The following is a 17561-nucleotide window of genomic DNA, read 5'->3' on the forward strand; positions in this document are numbered from 1 at the left end:
AGACGGTGCATATGAATCAAAAATTATTTAAACTTAAAAATATCATCGTCTTAATTGCAGTCATTAATTTTATGATGTTGACGATGGTACGGGTTATACTCTATTCGGAGTTACATCTTGTTTACCGGTCACATTTTAAAATGTTTCTCTATGGGTGTTTCTTTACCTGTATGATTTTATTAATATTTTACTTGGTTTATTATCTGGTGAGACCGAATGCTTTTGACCGACGTTATGGAATTGAAAATATTTCGCGTCGTGTCTTTCTAACTGTCTTTCTTCTCGCTTGTGTTTTATATTTAGGATCGATGATGACACGCTATGTTATCAACCTTGATCGAACTGAAATTCAACGGGATGGTATGATCGAAGTAACGACACACGGAAATGTTGAACGTTATCGTGATTGTGGACCCTTGTTTATGGAATACATCACGACGGATTAAGATAAAAAGCGATCAAATATGATCGTTTTTTTGTGATTTTGAATAACAATTATTGACAAGAAAAGTGAGAATCTCTATATTTAAACTTGATTTACTTGAGGAGGATGTTTTATGAATCGTATACTTGTGGTCGATGATGATTTTGAAATTCGGGAACTACTTGAACTACTACTTACAAACGATGGCTTTCAAGTGCAGACGTATTCGAACGGGTATGATGCATTGGAGGCGCTTGATGATGGATTTGATTTAGCGATTTTAGATGTGATGATGCCTGAGATTGATGGTATTAAACTGTGCCGGAAAATACGTGATGCACATCAAATTCCAATTCTTTTTCTGACAGCTAAAGAGAAAGAAGAAGATGTTGTGAGAGGGTTTTCTGCGGGTGCCGATGATTATGTAATGAAGCCCTTTTCATATCTAGAGCTTAGTGTTCGGGTTAAAGCACTTTTACGACGTTACTGTAATTATGGAAGTAAGCAACAAGGAAATGACTATGAGATGCTTGAAGAAGGAAATCTACGCTTAAATCGAAGAACCAATGAAGTCTATAAAAATGGAGTTTTACTTGACTTAACGGAGCGTGAATATCGTATTTTACGTCTTCTTTTAGGGAATCCAGGCCGTATTTACACCATGGAACAACTTTTTGAAATTGTATGGGAAGATACGTATTTCTATTCCTGTTCCAATACAGTCATGGTTCATATTCGTAATCTCCGTAAAAAAGTAGAAGATGAACCCAATAAACCTAAGATTGTGAAAAATGTTTGGGGTAAAGGGTATACATACGATGGTCTTTAGGCAGACGAAAAAGCCAACACGGCTTTCGTTTCAAATTCTTATCTACATCCTTATTGCGACGGTTTTGAGTTCTTGTTTATACTTCACGATGAGACATTTTTCTGAAATCTATATCACAAGTGTCCATCCCAATCGTAATACGATTCATCAACGTGTGGATTCCTTACAAACTTATATCGCGAAAAAAAAGATTACCGAGCAGTCCCTTGATCAACTCAATGATTGGGTTAAACAATATCCGTATTCGCTTTTCTACATCTACAACGACTCGAAATTATTGTATACGAACGATCTTGAAGTGGAAGTAAGGTCCTTTGACACGGTTAATGACGCATCGTATCCACTACAAACCTTTGGTTTAAATGTGAATGGAACACCGCTTCGGGTTGATATTATGAGTCAAGATAATATTGAATTTTTAGATCGCGTTGATCAAGTGAACCGTGTTGTATCGTTTATCGCGTTTGTAACGGTGATGTGTATTTTATTACGAAGTATGACTTCTTACATAGAAACGATTACCAATGAACTTAATGCGATTGGTGGAGGTATGCTCGAAACGAAAGTATCAGAACAAGGTAATGATGAATTAACGGATTTAGCGCGTGGTATTAATATGATGCGCGAAGCACTAATCGCGAATACTGAGATGGTTGTACGATCACAAGAAGCACTAAAAGATGCAACCACAACGTTGTCGCATGATATTCGCACGCCAATGACAATATTACTGGGTTATCTTGAATACTTACAAAATGATGAAAGCTTAAATTCCTCGCATCATGATAAAATTCATCGATGTTATCAGAAAGCACATCAGGTTAAAGATTTAACTCAAGAATTACTACAATGTTTTACGGATATCGCAAATCAAGAGGAACATTCCTTTCCGATTATTAAAACATCCTTTAATGATTTGAAACATGATTTTTTGAAGCAGTTACGGTCCTCCCTTGGGGTGTATGGTATTGAGGTCGTGGTTGAAGATTTCAGTAATGAACAAGGTTGGTGTTATGTTTCGCATATCTTGATGCATCGTATTTTTGATAATATAACGTCAAACATTATTAAATACGCACAATATGATCAAGGAGTTAGTGTTCATATAAAAATGCATGGTCCGAAAGTGCGGATTCTTGTGGAGAATGAAATTGCTTTGGTGCCAAGAAATCATGAGAGTTATGGTATCGGGTTAAGAAGCTGCGAACGCTTGATGAATCTTCAAGATGGATTTTTAACGTGGAATCGCAATGGAACCCAGTTTCAATTATGTTTGGAGTTAACAGTTAAGAATTATTAAGAAAAAGAAAATTCTATTCGAGGCAATAATTTTGTATACTGACAATGTCTTAAAACTGAATGACCGTAATACATAATTAATCTCGTTGATTTGATAGCGTCATGTTATCAATCCATATTCTTTCCACTATCAGTCCTTCAGTTTCATCAAGACACACAAAAAAACAGGAAATTCATCCTGTTTTTTTGTGTGTCTAAACAATGCCCATCATAAATTCAACACCCAATGCAACGACCACCACGAGTAAAGAAATAATAAAACCGTGGAGGAACGGATTAAGTCCAGTCTTTATCATGGATTTAAATTTTGTATTCAATCCAATTGAAGCAAGTGCACAAACCATTAAAAACTTACTAATTTGTTTGAGAAGATGACTAACGCCAACGGGTATAATACCAGTACTGTTGAGGATAGCCATTCCAATAAATAATAAAATAAACCAAGGTATGATTTGTGTTAATTTAAGGGACTCATTTGCGGGAGTTAAGCCATCACGTTTTTTAACGTGTGCATGAATTAATGAGAAGACAATTACGGTTGGAATAATAGCCAACGTCCGTGTTAATTTCACCATCGTCGCGAAATCTCCTGCAGCTTCCGAGAATGCATAACCCGCTGCCACAACACTTGATGTATCATTCACAGCAGTACCTGCCCACAAACCATAAGCCATATCCGTGAGACCTAATGCTTTTCCCATAATCGGGAAGAGTACAATCATCAGTACATCAAATAAAAATGTTGCGGACATCGCATAAGCGATATCTTCATCTTCTGCTTCAATGACAGGTGCAATCGCAGCAATTGCGGAACCACCACAAATTCCAGTACCAGCAGAGATTAAATTGGATAACTTCCAATTTAAACCAAGTTTTTTCCCAATAAAGTATCCTCCACCAAAACATGTAAGCAGTGTAAATACCATAACCGCTAAGGATAGTTTTCCAACTGTTAAGATCATCGTAATATTTAGTGATGCTCCTAAAAGAATAATTGCGAATTTTAAAACATGCTTGGATGTGAATTTTAAACCTGTTTTGATAACTGGACTGGGTTCTTTCCACGTATTCACAAGCATTCCAATAAGCAGTGCAATGACGGATGCTCCGACAAATTTTACGGGTAATAGACTTTCAAGTAGCACAGCGATAAGAGCTACAAGGCATGAAAGGATAAAACCGGGTGTATATTTTTTAATTGAGTTCATAAGACCCCTCTTTCCAAAGAAAGTATACCATGTGTTATCATAACGCTTTATTATTCTATGTTATAATGGATAAAGAATATTTATGGAGGGTATATGGATCCAAAGTTAAAAACATTAATGACTGTGATGGAGTTGGAAAGTTATACTGAAGCAGCTTCTGTGCTTCATTTGACTCAACCTGCAGTTTCTCAACACATTAAGCGCTTGGAATCAATCTACCAATGTAAGTTGGTGTTTTTTGAAGGTCGAGTCTTGCATTTTACACAATCAGCCTATTTACTTTATGATTTCGCTAAAATACAAAATGCATACCAGGAGGTGTTGTTTCAAAAACTTGAAGGTGTTGAAAACCCGGTATCCATTGGTATGACTCTGTCGATTGCGGATTACTATTTTCCGACATCTTTACGATCGTATCTTATTGAAGAGTGTGTCAATTTTAAGATTAAAGTTGCGAATACGGATACGCTTTTAGAGGATTTGAAATCAGGTGCTATTGATTGTGCTTTGGTTGAAGGTATGTTTGATCAAGATATCTTTACCTCGCATATCTTTACAGAGGCTCGTTTTATGCCCGTGGTGGCACGAACTCATCCGTTGGTAGGTCAAAGTGTGAGTTTAGAGAAACTCCTGTCATATCCGGTTATAGTACGTGAGTTGGGTTCAGGTACGCGCTCAATTTTTGAAAACTGGTTAACAGCTCATAATCATCGTTTAACTTCATTTCAATCCGTACAAGAGATTGGTAGTTTTCAAACAATCAAAACATTTTTAAAACAATCCCATGCTGTTTCATTTATGTATACCAAAGTTGCGCATGAAGAAATCGAAAACAAAGCATTAACATACCTTGATCTCGAAGATTTTGAATTAAAACGGCCTTTACACTTTGTGTATCTAAAACATCACTTGAAACAAAAAGAAATTGAGGCAATTTATCATCTAACCCAAAAATAAAAGAGGAACTTATTGAAGTTCCTCTTTCTTTTGGAGCATTAAACTAAATAATGCAAGGATAAATGTGGGAACAACCCATCCAAGATTAAGTGCGTAGAAGGGCAGTGCTCGACAGAATTGAGTTATGAGGGGAATTGAAATTTTGAAATGATCAAGGACTGCAATAACACTAAAAAGCGTACTGGATATAATTGCAATCCGGTATGTAAGGGTAGAGGGTCTTGAGGATAAACCTAAGAGTATTAAAACAATTGCGGCTGGATAGACACACGCGAGGATGGGGCCACTGATTTTCAGAATTGTTGTGAGCCCAATATTGGAGATTGCGAAACTTATAAAGCAAAGGATTGATACACTACGATGGTAGCTTAAGCGTGGATATCGTTCCGCAAAGAATTCCGCAGAACAACTGATAAGACCCACACAGGTTGTAAGACAAGCAAGAAAGAAAAGCATACCAAGAACAAAAGGGCCATAATTTCCAAATAAACGTGTTCCAAGATGTGCAATAACCTCCGCACCATTTTGAGCCTGAACAAGCTCACTCGACATTAAATTACCTAAAAAACCAAGCATACAGTAAACAATAAACAAGAGTACTCCCGCAATAACACCTGATTGAACGGTTGTCTTTCGAACTTGTTGTTCATCTTTTAAACCATAACTTTTAATTGACATTGTAACTAAAATACCAAGGTTTAAAGCACCCAATCCATCCAAGGTTAGGTAACCATCCACAAGACCGCTTGCGAAAGCAGACCCGGATGTAAGGTAAGGTTCATGGGAAAGTGTGTTTCGGGACAAGGTTGTGAAAAACGCTGCACCAAACAAAATAAGAATAAACAGTAAGAGTAATGGCGTTAAGATTTTTCCAACACGATCACTGAGTGCTTGTGGTTTAATACAAAAACCAAAACACAGAAGAAAAAACAGAAATGAATAAATCAGTAATCCCATTTGAATATGATTCGGATTATCAAAGAGAAGGCGTATTGACGTTTCAAAAGGCATAATACCGGCACGCGGTACTGAGAGAAGTGGTCCACTTAAAAGATACAAAATAGTTGAGAAAATCAATGCGAAGCAAGGGTGGACTTTGTTCGCAAGATTTAAAAAACCATCTTGTTTCGAAACGGCAACCAGTGCGAGAATCGGTAAAAGTACAGCCGTAACACTGAATGCGAAAATACCAATCCATTTATGAGATCCTGCAAGATAACCAATCATCGTCGGAAAAATAAGATTTCCAGCACCGAAAAACATCGAAAACAACATTAAACTTACAGATAATAACTGTGATTTTGATAATTTATTCATATATAATACCCCTTAAAATTTTAATTTCATTTTCTAATTATTCTTTAACGAACAAATATTGTCAATAATAATCATAAAAAAAAGAGCCACTTAAGACTCTTTAAGAATAAATTAGAGAAAACTTGCAAGGAAAATAACAGCATAGGCAAGCCCATTAAGAATGAGATGAAAGCGTCGATGCATAACCATCAATGCAATAAATTCACGAATCAGTGCATTGGGTACAAAATAACCAGCTGTCTTTGCGCCGATGCCTTGCGCATCTAAACCGACACGTCGTGCATATTGACTGGCTCTAAAAATATGGAAGGTATTGGAACTAAAAAGACAAGTATAGGGATGGTCAAATTCGTAAGTATCCATAATTTCTTTTGAAAAAAGCATATTCTCATAGGTCGTTGTGGATCGCGTTTCCATGAGGGCGTGGGATTCAGGAATGCCGCGATTAAGTGCATAATCACGCATCGCTTGCCCTTCGGGAACGCATTCATCTTCCCCTTGTCCACCACTAAAAATAAGACGAGGTGGTATGTTTTGATGGTGATAATATTCAAGAGCTACATCAATTCGAGCAGCAAGCAGTGGGGGAACTTCGGTACCATTTCGAAGTCCACTCCCCAATACAATAATAAAATCACGATCTTTATGGGGTTTAAAAAACTGATAAAGAAAAGAGGACGATAGGAAATTAATGAAAACAAAAATAAAGTAAAAGCACGAAAACGTAATACAGGTCAAAAGTGTATGCATCCATCGTAACTCTTGTGGTATTAATTTAGACAGTAACGGAATAATAAAGACAAAGAAAATTAAACCGACCCCGGCAAAAAGCGTTAATAAATTTGAAAAACGAACCCCTTCTTTCTGGATTAAACGTTTCGCATTTTTAAAAAGACCGATTATGAGAATATAGTAACCTAAAAGAAAGACTAAAATTCCCAGAATCATTAATAACAAAGAAATTGCTTGGAGAAAGGGATTGTAATGGGTGAAAGAAAACGCAATGATATCAACTGCGATAAGCATCAATAACGCATTGAATAAAAATCCATTTAAAATCCGCCCACGATTGCGCCTAAAGGATATAAAAAGAATACCCCCTAAACCAATACACATTATAGAAAGAATTATCACTACTGAATAATCAGACATATTCGACCACCTTTTTCGCATATTATACCTCAAAAACCTCCAAGACAGAACTTCTATGATATTTAGGGTATAATATCATTAAGGAGTGTGACCTATGATAGAGATACGTAAACTACAAAAAAAAGACATGAAATTACTTTGGGAATATGCATTTCAAAGAGAAAGACCGTGGATGTCCTTTGATGCACCTTTTCTTGATGAACATCTTCCATTATCCTACGAAGAATTTGAGGCTTCACGACTTGAATTATACTTGGATGTTGATTTTAGACAGGGAATTTTTAAAGACGGTCGTTTAATTGGACTTGTATCCTATTATTGGGAGTCATATAAAACACGTTGGCTTGAATTTGGAATTGTAATTTATGATGAGAATGAATGGGGGCATGGACTTGGAAGTTCATGTGCTATGTTTTGGATGGATCAACTCTTTACAGCATTCCCCAACATCCAACGACTTGGATTTTCTACCTGGTCGGGTAATAAAGCGATGATGGGTGTTGGTGAGAATATTGGAATGACTTTGGAAGGAAGAATTCGAAGTGTTCGTTATTACCAAGGAAAGTATTATGATGCATTAAAATACGGTATGCTACGTGAAGAGTGGGACGTTAAAAGGAGAATGTTTTAATGGACATTCAAAGCTATATAAATCAGGGTGAGGGTGCATTTAAAGAACAATACACCTTACTGTTTAACGCAATACAATCCTCGATACCTGATGGATTTGAACTGGTTATGCAATACAACATGCCATCATTTGTCGTACCATTATCGCTATACCCCAAAGGATATCGTGGTGATCCCACGGTACCCCTGCCATTTATAAGTTTAGGATATCAAAAACATCATATTGGTTTTTACCATATGGGCATCTATGCACAACCGGAAATATTAAGTTGGTTTGAATCATCCTATCAACAATCTGTTCCAACCAAATTAAACATGGGCAAGTCGTGCATCCGTTTTACGAAAAATACCGAAATACCAATTCAACTTATTCAAGATCTTGTTGGCAAGATAACACCGGATGACTGGATTGAAATTTATGAAAACAGCTGAAAGGCTGTTTTTTTTTAGATTGACAAAATTTCTTAACTGTATATACTGTATATACACAGAGAGGATTCCTATGAACATATACATCAAAACAGAATATGATTTACCCATATATGAACAAATAGTTGTTCAGATTAAACAAGAAATTGGAAATGGTACCCTTAAGCCACATGAAGCCATGCCCTCGATACGGTTTCTAGCTAAAGAATTACAGGTAAGTGTCATTACTACCAAAAGGGCGTATGAGGAACTAGAAAAAGCAGGATATCTTTATACGATTCCAAGTAAGGGATCGTATGTATCAGAACTTGGTAAAGATAAACTTTATAGAGATTCTGTAAGTTCCATTGAGTCACATCTTGATTCAATCATCACCATTGCGAAAAATGCTGATATTACCAAGCGGGATTTAATTGAGCTCTTAGATGAAGCATACGAAAAACATTAGAAACGGGAAAGAAAATTATGAAAAACGCAATCAAACGGCAGTACACACTTTTTAGATCTTTTTACACATATAAAACATTTTTAGTAATAATGTTGATGATATGTATTTATGCTTTTGTACTTCAGGAATATCGCATCAACCCAGGCATCTTTACAATTATTTTCTTTACTCAAAAAAATTGGAAAAACTATGTTTCGCTACGATATCGTTCCAAGAAAACTTTTTTTATCGATATGCTTGGTGTAAGTCTCATTACATTTATATTTAACGCAATGATTATCGCGTTCTTCTATTTTGGACTCCGTAGTATTTTTGGAACTGAAATCCTAATATCCAGTGAAGAAATGATGCATTACCAACAAGCGGGATTTAATATATCACAGATTTCCAATGACCTTTTTTGGAAAGAAATTTACAAGAGTATGATCATTTTGTATATCGTAGGAATCTTACAAGTATTCAGTTTAACGCGTATTTATAAAATTCATATCGAACGTCCAAAGGAAATAGGGATGGCTGCCGTGAAAATTATCATCGCAATTATATTGATCGGCTGCATTGTAAGTCTTCCACTACCACTCCTTTATAAAGTGACTATCGGTAGTCTTGCATCAATTGTACTCATCTATCAAAACTATCAATATGCATTAAGTCATTTAGACTTAATTTAAAGGAGAAGCTATGTCTAACAATTTAACCGTCGATCATCTTGGTCGTAAATTTGAAGGTTCATTTGAAATCGAGCCGATGTCGTTTGAAATCATGTCAGGAACAATGTGTGGTGTTTTTGGAGAAAATGGTGCTGGAAAAACAACACTAATGAAAATGATGATGCAACAGTATCAGCACACATCAGGATTAATAACAATGGGTTCCAATCCTCTAATCAATTCTTTGTGTTCATATATACCCGATACAATTCCCTATCCATTAAATATGACTCCTCAACAAATTGTAACCTTAGAATCGCTACTCATACCAACATGGAATCAATCCTTATTTGAACAATATCGTCTCAAATTTAAATTGAACTTAAAAACACCCCTAAACAAACTTAGTTTGGGTGAGAAACAACACCTTATGTTTTGTATCGCACTTGCGACTGAAGCAAAACTGTATATTTTAGATGAACCTACTGAAGGCATTGATCCATTTAAGCGTGATGAATTCATCAGGTTATTACATGAAAACATCTATAATCAGGATGCAATTGCAATGATATCAACCCATAATGTGAAAGGAATTGAAAACTTACTGGATTATGTTTTATATATGGAAAAGGGAAGCTGTGTACTTTTTACAGACATCGAACAGTTTCCACACGATGCGCGAAAATGCTTAGCGAAACGTCATCTAGATTTGAGTGTATTTGATAGAAATCCGAGTTTGGATCAATTTATTCAAATGATGCAAGGGTGTAACGTATGATCCACATAAACAATCTAAAAATCCAACGTAATACATTAACACTTGATATTCCAAAACTTAGCCTCGATTCTGGAACGTTGATTTTGGTGATTGGGGCAAATGGCAATGGGAAAACAACACTGCTTAAATTATTAAGTGGTGGATTAAAACCAGACCTTGGAAATGTGACCATTGATAACAAATCTGCTCATGACTATTCGATAACCGAAGGGGTTTGTTATATTCCTTCTCAGTTTCCATTTAAAACTTCGATTCGATTATCGGATTTAGGTGGATATGGAGAAGCACTGATTCCAAATTGGGATTTTAAGTTATTTATGCAACAAGTAAGAGCAATGGGATTTTCAAATTTAGATCGTATCGATGAAATGTCACAAGGACAGCAACAACAAATTCTTTATCATTTCATGATGCAGAAACAAAGCAATCTACATCTTTTGGATGAACCCAGCTTTGGTCTTGATGCACGTCATTTAAACAAACTACGGGATGACATACAAACAAAACTACTTCGTGATGATCACACTGCGATCATCGCAACCAACACTCTTGAACATTTTGAAACCATTGCGGATAAAATTGTCCTCATGTCCAAAGGACAGTGTATTGTTTCGGATACCGTTGAAAATCTTAAAGACCGTTATCAAGGAATTACTCAAGAAGTATGGATTAAAACAAAAAATGATGATGCTGCTGTGGGAATCTTAAATTCAGGGATTCAAGTAATTGATACCGAGGTACATCACTATGAAAGGATGCAACGCTTAAACCTCACCCCAATATTAAAAGCGTTGATTGAACAGCATGAAAATATATCTTAAAGAATGTTTTTTTAGAGATCGGCTTCTTGGTGGACTTGTCATTTTGATTGGTGACTTACTCCTATTTGTATCATTTCGCAATACGATGTCTTTCGAGATGTTAATTAGTATCTGGTTTGTTGCAAGCTGTGTGATAATGGGGGTATTTTTAAAAAATGCTACTCAAACATTCCAAGATGAAAATCACCTGATACAACTAAAATCTCTGGGATTTAGCTCAAATGAAATAAAACAAGAATTTGAACATTTTATAATGATAAGTTTTATCTTGCTTATCATCATGCGCATGATCTTGATGCTTCTTACAAATACGTTTTCTACGAAACGCTTGCTTATTCTGGTTCTTGCTTTACTAAGTTATAAAGCGATTTTGAAGTGGTCCACAAATAATATAATCTAAAAAAAAGCCCCACGCATAATAAGTGGGGCTTTCGTTTTAGATTGATGTTTCTTGTGTTGGCGTAATTTTGGATAATTTTTTAAATTTTGGTGGTAATGGTGATACAAAAGTCATCATTTTCTTTGTTTTAGGGTTCATAACTCTTAAACGGTAAGCATGTAAACCAAGACGTTTGAGTGGGTTTGTCTTAGCATCATATTTCTTATCACCAATAATAGGATGTCCAATATCATTCATATGGACACGAATTTGGTTTTTACGTCCTGTATCAATTTGAATTTTTAAAATTGTATTGTTTTCGGTACGCTTAATCACTTCATAGTTCGTGATTGCTTCTTGACCCGATGATGTAGAGTACATGTGTGTTGTTTTATTTTGTCTTAAGAAGGATCGAATGACATCCTTGTCTTTAGGCACAACACCTTCAACAATCGCAACGTACAAGCGCTCATCCACAAGTTCTGACCACTTATCTTGATACAAGCGTTTAACATACTCGCTTTTCGCAAACATCAAGACACCAGATGTATCTTGGTCTAAACGGTGTACTACGAAAATACGATTTTTAGAATCTTGTTTCTTTACGTAATCACTAGCGAGACGAAATGCTGTCAACTCTTCTTCTTTTCGATTAGAGACCGTCAAGAGCTTGTAAGGCTTATCCACAACTAAAATATCTTTATCTTCATAGAGAATTTGTAAAGGTGTATCGCGTTGTTGGTTATGACTTACAATTGTAATGGTTTGTCCCGCAGTGATGAGATCATCAAATTGTGTTGTAACTTCATTATCAATTGAAATACACTCGTGTTTTAAGAGTGATTTAATCTTTGAACGACTATAAGGTAAGTCTTGGCTCAAGAGATAATTCAAAAGTTCATCATTATGTTCTACTTTTAAAATATGTTTCATATATATATTCCTCATTTCGTACTCTATTATGACAGAAATTCATGATGAAAGATACAAGTTATATTTCTAAGAATATAGAGGCGAACTGAAATGAGAGCGAGAAAAGAATTGATTTAGATTAATCATTATCCGGTATAACATAAAGATATGAAGGAAAATACGGGAAAACATGCTGATGCTAAGATGAAACTTTTGTGATAATCGAAAGGTGGATAATGATGAAAAATCCAGATAAACATACGTAATATGCTTTCATTTTATCCATTACCAAACGGTAATAGTTTTCATTATTTATCATTGATGGCGTGCGTACTAACATTAAAGACAAAACGAGTTAAATTAAACAGATTATGATATCAACTCTATATAATAAATATAAATGGATTTAATAGAAATCTTATGACGGGATAGTAATTCGGTATTAAATTTAAAATGACCTGAAGGAATTATTTTACAAATTAACATTAGGTCCAATTAGAAGTGGGTATTTGAATCATGCCACAGTTTGAGGTAAAGCATGTGGCAGACTTTGGAGAATCCTAAGGTTTTGATGATAAAAGACAATTATTATTATGCAAATCGAATTAAGCATTGTGTTCGGAATATAACAAAAACCCTACATTTTGAACGCGTCTCAAAATGATCATTTTCGATAGATTAAAACAAAGCCTATCAATGAATCGAAAGAGTCAATCCTAAAGCGTTATTTATTGTGTTTTGCCATCTAAATGTAAACGCTTAATATTTATGGGTTTGTGGCACGATAATTCATTGACAAGGTGTTTTAGAAGTGATAATATCAAGTTGTAATAAGAATGTTTATGATTAGTATATATATTAAATCGTAATAAACTCAATGTGTTTTGAAGAACTGGTATATTAGTTTGCGAATTACGCTTGAGTACATCTTATTCTGATAGGAGGTACTAGCATGAGTACAGGTAAAGTGAAATTCTTTAACGCTGAAAAGGGTTACGGATTCATTACTATCGAGGGTGGACAAGATATCTTTGTTCATTACTCAGCAATCGTTGCTGATGGATACAAAACTTTAGAAGAAGGACAAGAAGTTAGCTTCGAAGTTGTTGAAGGTCCACGTGGCGAACAAGCAGCAAACGTTAGAGGTATCTAATTAGTTAGCTAAAATGAAAACAGTGGATTTATCCACTGTTTTTTTTCTATATTACAACACTAAGCACGCTGATCGCATTAAAGTAAATGCATGATTAAGGGTGCTTAAATTATTTACTTGTAATGGCTTGTTCAAGCATATCCCCAAAAAATCCAATCAGGGGCAATTTACAGTACTGAAATTTACCGGCTTTAGCGATTCCAAAGATATGATACAAGCTGTATATAAGACTTAAAACGATGTTTATAATTGTGAAAATCAGAACAGCAGTGGGTCCTACTAGTACAATCCAACCAAGAACAGATATAAAGACGGTTTGAATAATTCCGATGATTAGATTAATCACAAAGATTGCGATGTTTAACACGGCTATCTGACCTGCGTGATTTCTAAGGTATTGACTACGTTTTTCTAAAAATAAAACGAGAAACGCGAAGATTAATGGAAAAACACTTAAATCACGATTACCAACAGCAGCTGCAAAGCTAAAAGCCCACAAGATAATTGCGATTACGGTTACGTTTACATCCATAAAACTAGCATTTTCATTACGATGATTCATATGGTATTCCTCCTTTGTTTATAATATAATGAATAAAGGTAAATGTAAACGTGGAGGTAGTTTTTATGGATGGAGCAATGCATGTAAGTGGTATGCAAATCGCAATGATGGTTGTGAGTTTTGTGTTTATTATTGCGATGATGGTTGTATTATTAGGACGTTACCGTCGTGATGAAGATTTAAGTCGTACCTTAATCTGGGGACTTGTAATCTTTATGGGTACAAATGCCATTGTGAATGGGTTTGGCGTTGTGTTAAATAAAACAAGTTGGTTTCTATCTTTACCGCAATTAGCACAGTTGCTGTTATTTACTGTAGTTGTTGCGTTATCGTTTGTGATCATTTCATTTTTTGTAATGAAAGCTTTCGTAAAAAAACATTTGAATGAAAATACACCAATCATGATGGTTCTTGGCTTTATGCTTATGAATGTATTTCAAACTGCGATGTCATTGATGAATTATATTATGTTATCTCTTGCGATTAATAAAGGAGACACAGCGAAATTTATTGGTGATAATACCAATCCCGAAATGGTTCAAAATGCGATTGACTCAGTTCTTGGAATTCAACCGATCGGTTATTTAGATGTTTCGGTCTCTGTTCTAGCAGATTTTATTGCCTATGCAACTGTACTCATTATTCTATATCGTCTCTTTACATCTAGAAAAGACAGAGGTATTTCATACGCGATTATTGCAGTGGGGATTTTAGTGAGTTACCGATTGGTAATTGAATTTGCGAAATATCAGATTGCAAGTCCACTTTTACTCATTGCTATCAAATTAGTTGTATCAAGTCTTGTTGGGTATACTGGTTACATATTTTATAAAAAAGATTTCTAGTTCGAGGTGAATCATAATGGAACTTAAATTGATCGATATTTCAGATGAATTTGATGATAATGGTGTCGAAACACTCTTATTTGATATTTATGTAGGTGAAATTGATCGTTATGTTGGACGGTGTGAGTATCGTAATGAGCACGGTCGGGATCTATGGTATTACGGAAATATTGGTTATATCATCTATCCACCTTATCGAGGGCACAATTTTGCTTATCATGCTTGTGTTGCGCTTTTTGATATTGTGAAATCGGTAAAGCCAGGTTTACCTGAATTAATCATTACCTGTAACCCTGATAATATTGCATCAAAAAAGACGATTCTCAAGTTAGGTGGCAACTATCATTCGACCATTGATATCATGGCGGATCATGAGTTGTTTAAACTTGGAGAAACGTCTAAAGAAATATATACGATTAAACTTTAAATTTTACGGATAATTCCTAATGGTGTTGATTGTGCTTTTTGACCAAGGGGGTTATCCTTTAATATTTTAACCATTAATTGGTGATCAATTGAAGAAGCACTTGATCCTAGTATATTTCCACCAAGATCATTAATATCGGTTACGATAACTTCAATATCTTTATCAAATGCAGCTTTAATTGCTTTGGCTACCTCGTTTGGACGTTCAGGTCCAAGTACTACATATTCGTTATAAGGTGGAATTGTATGGGAAGTTGGTCCATCGATAGCACGTGCTTTCGAACCCGCTACACGGTAGAAATCACCTTTACGTCCAAATGGTTTTGTGATTGCAGCAACACCTGCGGCAAGGATAATGCGTGGTGTTCCACATTCACGCAGTGCCATTTCCATGGTTTCAGGCATTCCTAAACCAATTCCATGAGGTGTTTTGGTTACATATTTTGATAACGTAAATGCAAGTTTACGTGGTTTCACATCTTTAATAGGATAAGCACGTCCTTGTGTGATTGCTACAACTTTCTCAGTAACAAATAAAATATCTCCATTTTGTAATGAAGCATCCGCAAATTCTTTGATTACTTTAATTAAATTATCATCTCGCATGATTAATTTTGTTTTTAAAGGTAAACGTTGGTAACGTTTGCCATCGACAATTACTTCAAGTTCTTTATTGTCATTTGGTTTGATTGTCATGATTATCAACCTCTCTATCCTTAATATCATAACTTTTGCATTAGTCTTAATCAAGTAGAAACTTGATTATTGAATTTAGTTTAAAGTATAATTTACATATAGAAAGAGGACTTATGAAAACATTACTACGTTTATTAACGAATAAGATTTTTATGGTAGGACTTATTGTGATTGCGGAGTTTGCGATTGTAGTTGCCTTAATTTGGAATTTATCGCTTAATTACGCGTTTATGCACGCTTTTTTTGTGTTTTTATCAGTCCTCCTTATTATCTACATTACCAATCGTAATGATGATCCATATTATCGATTGGCTTGGACTATTATCATTCTCGTAATTCCTCCGATTGGTGCTGTGTGTTATCTTATTTTTGGTGGTAAAAAGGTTCCGAAGAAATTACGTGAACGCATTAGTGACACTTATTCTAAAGATGCTTTTTTACAGGATGAATCATTTGGTATCTTGGAAGAATCCATTGAGGCAACGCCGCGCTGGGCACGTCTTGTGAAGTATTTAATGGCGAGTTCACACTACCCAATTTATAAAAATACAGAAGCAACGTATCTTGGGAGTGGCGAAGAAAAATTCCTACATATGAAAGAAGAAATTCGTAAAGCTGAGAAGTTTGTTTTTCTAGAGTATTTTATCATAAAAGAAGGTTTGATGTGGCAAGAACTGCTGGTGATTCTGCGAAAGAAAGTCGAAGAGGGTGTGGATGTTCGGTTGATGTATGATGACTGGGGTTGTGCACTTTTCCGTGATTTAAAGAAGCAATGTGAAGAAGCTGGAATTGTGTGTGTAGAGTTTAATCCATTAGTAGCCCGTCTAGCCATTCAAATGAACAATCGTGATCACCGTAAAATTTGTGTTGTGGATGGTCGTGTTGGGTTTGTTGGTGGTATTAATCTCGCGGATGAATACATCAATATTGGCAGTAAGTTTGGTCACTGGAAAGATACTGCGGTCATGATTGAAGGGGATGCGGTGCATTCACTTACCTTGATGTTTCTACAGTTTTTCCGTTATTATACGGGAGAGATTGAAAATCCGAATGATTATAAATACGACTTTGGTGATTTAGAAAATGCACAAGGCTATGTCATGCCTTTTGCGGATGCACCAACAGATAGTTATGATTTAGGATTAGACGCTCATTTATCCATGATCAACAATGCACGTGATTATATCTACATTCAAACGCCATACTTAATTGTGGGCCATGAAGTCATTCAAGCTCTCGAGCTTGCAGCGCGAAGTGGGGTCGATGTTCGTATTATCGTTCCGCATATCCCTGATAAGAAGATTGTGAATCATGTGACAAAATCTAACTATCAAATCTTGATTGAAAGTGGTGTGCGTATTTACGAATACGAACCGGGTTTTGTGCATTCAAAAACGTTTGTAGCGGATGATCAGATTGCACTTGTAGGAACAACAAACATGGATTTTAGAAGTTATTATTTGCACTTTGAGTGCAGTATTCTCTTTATCGACAACAACATCGTTGGAGATTGTTATGATGATGTGATGCATACCATTACAGAGAATGCGATTGAGATTACCTTAGAGGATTGTCTAGCAGTCCCTTATTTGGTAAGACTCTTTCGATCAATTGCCCGTATATTTAGTGGCTTAATGTGAGGTTAA

General features: G+C 35.5%; 21 protein-coding genes. 15 read left to right on the plus strand and 6 right to left on the minus strand.

From position 1 onward, the window contains the following. The first annotated feature begins 11 nt into the window (after positions 1-11). The 3 genes from LLS04_RS04895 to LLS04_RS04905 all read left to right on the plus strand — a co-directional run bounded on the left by LLS04_RS04895 (position 12) and on the right by LLS04_RS04905 (position 2553). Positions 12-446, plus strand: coding sequence for a hypothetical protein (locus LLS04_RS04895; protein ID WP_323610568.1), 435 nt, complete (start codon positions 12-14; stop codon positions 444-446). Positions 447-557: 111 nt separating this feature from the next. Next, positions 558-1253, plus strand: a complete 696-nt coding sequence (locus LLS04_RS04900; protein WP_003775607.1) for a response regulator transcription factor — start codon at positions 558-560, stop codon at positions 1251-1253. Positions 1254-1341: 88 nt separating this feature from the next. After that, positions 1342-2553: a HAMP domain-containing sensor histidine kinase gene (locus tag LLS04_RS04905; RefSeq protein ID WP_323610569.1), complete on the plus strand. Its 1212-nt coding sequence runs from the start codon at positions 1342-1344 to the stop codon at positions 2551-2553. A 193-nt stretch (positions 2554-2746) separates the two neighbouring features. Here LLS04_RS04905 and LLS04_RS04910 read toward each other — a convergent pair whose 3' ends face one another. Further along, positions 2747-3760 carry a YeiH family protein gene (locus LLS04_RS04910; RefSeq protein WP_323610570.1) on the minus strand — a complete coding sequence of 338 codons (1014 nt, stop codon included), beginning with the start codon at positions 3758-3760 and terminating at the stop codon, positions 2747-2749. Between the two features lie 93 nt (positions 3761-3853). Here LLS04_RS04910 and LLS04_RS04915 point away from each other — a divergent pair, with 93 nt between their 5' ends. Further along, on the plus strand, positions 3854-4717 hold the full coding sequence (locus LLS04_RS04915) for a LysR family transcriptional regulator (protein WP_323610572.1): 864 nt from the start codon (positions 3854-3856) through the stop codon (positions 4715-4717). A 9-nt stretch (positions 4718-4726) separates the two neighbouring features. On the opposite strand, the gene brnQ is transcribed toward LLS04_RS04915, so the two are convergent. Next, entirely contained in the window at positions 4727-6034 is a 1308-nt protein-coding gene (brnQ, locus tag LLS04_RS04920; RefSeq protein WP_323610573.1) for a branched-chain amino acid transport system II carrier protein, read from the minus strand. Between the two features lie 111 nt (positions 6035-6145). Continuing rightward, positions 6146-7186, minus strand: coding sequence for a YdcF family protein (locus tag LLS04_RS04925; RefSeq protein WP_323610574.1), 1041 nt, complete (start codon positions 7184-7186; stop codon positions 6146-6148). A 94-nt stretch (positions 7187-7280) separates the two neighbouring features. Between LLS04_RS04925 and LLS04_RS04930 the strand changes: the two genes are divergently transcribed. From LLS04_RS04930 to LLS04_RS04960, 7 genes are all read left to right on the plus strand, one after another. Next, positions 7281-7817, plus strand: a complete 537-nt coding sequence (locus LLS04_RS04930) for a GNAT family N-acetyltransferase (protein ID WP_323610575.1) — start codon at positions 7281-7283, stop codon at positions 7815-7817. After that, positions 7817-8248 carry a DUF1801 domain-containing protein gene (locus LLS04_RS04935; protein WP_323610576.1) on the plus strand — a complete coding sequence of 144 codons (432 nt, stop codon included), beginning with the start codon at positions 7817-7819 and terminating at the stop codon, positions 8246-8248. The genes LLS04_RS04930 and LLS04_RS04935 overlap by 1 nt, the downstream gene beginning before the upstream one ends. A gap of 70 nt (positions 8249-8318) precedes the next feature. Then, positions 8319-8693, plus strand: coding sequence for a GntR family transcriptional regulator (locus LLS04_RS04940; protein ID WP_323610577.1), 375 nt, complete (start codon positions 8319-8321; stop codon positions 8691-8693). A gap of 17 nt (positions 8694-8710) precedes the next feature. Beyond that, complete coding sequence (locus tag LLS04_RS04945; RefSeq protein WP_323610578.1) at positions 8711-9364, plus strand: hypothetical protein; 654 nt, start codon at positions 8711-8713, stop codon at positions 9362-9364. A 10-nt stretch (positions 9365-9374) separates the two neighbouring features. After that, entirely contained in the window at positions 9375-10121 is a 747-nt protein-coding gene (locus LLS04_RS04950) for an ABC transporter ATP-binding protein (protein ID WP_323610579.1), read from the plus strand. Next, a complete protein-coding gene (locus LLS04_RS04955; protein WP_323610580.1) occupies positions 10118-10942 on the plus strand; it encodes an ATP-binding cassette domain-containing protein in 825 nt (274 codons plus the stop codon). Before LLS04_RS04950 ends, LLS04_RS04955 begins: the two co-directional genes overlap by 4 nt. Continuing rightward, complete coding sequence (locus LLS04_RS04960) at positions 10926-11342, plus strand: hypothetical protein (RefSeq protein ID WP_323610581.1); 417 nt, start codon at positions 10926-10928, stop codon at positions 11340-11342. The genes LLS04_RS04955 and LLS04_RS04960 overlap by 17 nt, the downstream gene beginning before the upstream one ends. Positions 11343-11378: 36 nt before the next feature. Here LLS04_RS04960 and LLS04_RS04965 read toward each other — a convergent pair whose 3' ends face one another. Continuing rightward, on the minus strand, positions 11379-12254 hold the full coding sequence (locus LLS04_RS04965) for an RluA family pseudouridine synthase (RefSeq protein WP_003775577.1): 876 nt from the start codon (positions 12252-12254) through the stop codon (positions 11379-11381). Between the two features lie 931 nt (positions 12255-13185). Between LLS04_RS04965 and LLS04_RS04970 the strand changes: the two genes are divergently transcribed. Continuing rightward, the gene (locus tag LLS04_RS04970) at positions 13186-13386 is read left to right on the plus strand and encodes a cold-shock protein (protein WP_003775575.1); all 201 of its coding nucleotides are present in this window, start codon (positions 13186-13188) and stop codon (positions 13384-13386) included. 109 nt (positions 13387-13495) lie between these two features. Here LLS04_RS04970 and LLS04_RS04975 read toward each other — a convergent pair whose 3' ends face one another. Next, the gene (locus LLS04_RS04975) at positions 13496-13948 is read right to left on the minus strand and encodes a hypothetical protein (protein WP_323610582.1); all 453 of its coding nucleotides are present in this window, start codon (positions 13946-13948) and stop codon (positions 13496-13498) included. A 65-nt stretch (positions 13949-14013) separates the two neighbouring features. Here LLS04_RS04975 and LLS04_RS04980 point away from each other — a divergent pair, with 65 nt between their 5' ends. Further along, positions 14014-14793, plus strand: coding sequence for a hypothetical protein (locus LLS04_RS04980; protein WP_323610584.1), 780 nt, complete (start codon positions 14014-14016; stop codon positions 14791-14793). A 16-nt stretch (positions 14794-14809) separates the two neighbouring features. Then, complete coding sequence (locus tag LLS04_RS04985; RefSeq protein ID WP_323610585.1) at positions 14810-15220, plus strand: GNAT family N-acetyltransferase; 411 nt, start codon at positions 14810-14812, stop codon at positions 15218-15220. Here the strand turns inward: LLS04_RS04985 and LLS04_RS04990 are convergent. Then, positions 15217-15915 (minus strand): coenzyme F420-0:L-glutamate ligase, encoded by a 699-nt coding sequence (locus LLS04_RS04990; protein ID WP_323610586.1) that lies wholly within the window; start codon positions 15913-15915, stop codon positions 15217-15219. The genes LLS04_RS04985 and LLS04_RS04990 overlap by 4 nt on opposite strands. Before the next feature lie 113 nt (positions 15916-16028). Between LLS04_RS04990 and cls the strand changes: the two genes are divergently transcribed. Beyond that, positions 16029-17555 (plus strand): cardiolipin synthase, encoded by a 1527-nt coding sequence (cls, locus tag LLS04_RS04995; RefSeq protein WP_323610587.1) that lies wholly within the window; start codon positions 16029-16031, stop codon positions 17553-17555. Positions 17556-17561: the final 6 nt, after the last annotated feature.

The organism is Erysipelothrix enhydrae (assembly GCF_035066605.1).
GTDB lineage: Bacteria > Bacillota_I > Bacilli_A > Erysipelotrichales > Erysipelotrichaceae > Erysipelothrix > Erysipelothrix amsterdamensis.

Excerpts from the sequence above, each read along its gene's own strand:
- LLS04_RS04950 (WP_323610579.1), top strand. The coding sequence starts at position 9,375 with ATGTCTAACAATTTAACCGTCGATCATCTTGGTCGTAAATTTGAAGGT.
- LLS04_RS04975 (WP_323610582.1), bottom strand. The coding sequence starts at position 13,948 with ATGAATCATCGTAATGAAAATGCTAGTTTTATGGATGTAAACGTAACC.
- LLS04_RS04945 (WP_323610578.1), top strand. The coding sequence starts at position 8,711 with ATGAAAAACGCAATCAAACGGCAGTACACACTTTTTAGATCTTTTTAC.
- brnQ (WP_323610573.1), bottom strand. The coding sequence starts at position 6,034 with ATGAATAAATTATCAAAATCACAGTTATTATCTGTAAGTTTAATGTTG.
- LLS04_RS04980 (WP_323610584.1), top strand. The coding sequence starts at position 14,014 with ATGGATGGAGCAATGCATGTAAGTGGTATGCAAATCGCAATGATGGTT.
- cls (WP_323610587.1), top strand. The coding sequence starts at position 16,029 with ATGAAAACATTACTACGTTTATTAACGAATAAGATTTTTATGGTAGGA.
- LLS04_RS04900 (WP_003775607.1), top strand. The coding sequence starts at position 558 with ATGAATCGTATACTTGTGGTCGATGATGATTTTGAAATTCGGGAACTA.
- LLS04_RS04905 (WP_323610569.1), top strand. The coding sequence starts at position 1,342 with ATGAGACATTTTTCTGAAATCTATATCACAAGTGTCCATCCCAATCGT.
- LLS04_RS04960 (WP_323610581.1), top strand. The coding sequence starts at position 10,926 with ATGAAAATATATCTTAAAGAATGTTTTTTTAGAGATCGGCTTCTTGGT.
- LLS04_RS04910 (WP_323610570.1), bottom strand. The coding sequence starts at position 3,760 with ATGAACTCAATTAAAAAATATACACCCGGTTTTATCCTTTCATGCCTT.
- LLS04_RS04940 (WP_323610577.1), top strand. The coding sequence starts at position 8,319 with ATGAACATATACATCAAAACAGAATATGATTTACCCATATATGAACAA.
- LLS04_RS04965 (WP_003775577.1), bottom strand. The coding sequence starts at position 12,254 with ATGAAACATATTTTAAAAGTAGAACATAATGATGAACTTTTGAATTAT.
- LLS04_RS04955 (WP_323610580.1), top strand. The coding sequence starts at position 10,118 with ATGATCCACATAAACAATCTAAAAATCCAACGTAATACATTAACACTT.
- LLS04_RS04930 (WP_323610575.1), top strand. The coding sequence starts at position 7,281 with ATGATAGAGATACGTAAACTACAAAAAAAAGACATGAAATTACTTTGG.
- LLS04_RS04990 (WP_323610586.1), bottom strand. The coding sequence starts at position 15,915 with ATGACAATCAAACCAAATGACAATAAAGAACTTGAAGTAATTGTCGAT.
- LLS04_RS04915 (WP_323610572.1), top strand. The coding sequence starts at position 3,854 with ATGGATCCAAAGTTAAAAACATTAATGACTGTGATGGAGTTGGAAAGT.
- LLS04_RS04970 (WP_003775575.1), top strand. The coding sequence starts at position 13,186 with ATGAGTACAGGTAAAGTGAAATTCTTTAACGCTGAAAAGGGTTACGGA.
- LLS04_RS04925 (WP_323610574.1), bottom strand. The coding sequence starts at position 7,186 with ATGTCTGATTATTCAGTAGTGATAATTCTTTCTATAATGTGTATTGGT.
- LLS04_RS04935 (WP_323610576.1), top strand. The coding sequence starts at position 7,817 with ATGGACATTCAAAGCTATATAAATCAGGGTGAGGGTGCATTTAAAGAA.
- LLS04_RS04895 (WP_323610568.1), top strand. The coding sequence starts at position 12 with ATGAATCAAAAATTATTTAAACTTAAAAATATCATCGTCTTAATTGCA.
- LLS04_RS04985 (WP_323610585.1), top strand. The coding sequence starts at position 14,810 with ATGGAACTTAAATTGATCGATATTTCAGATGAATTTGATGATAATGGT.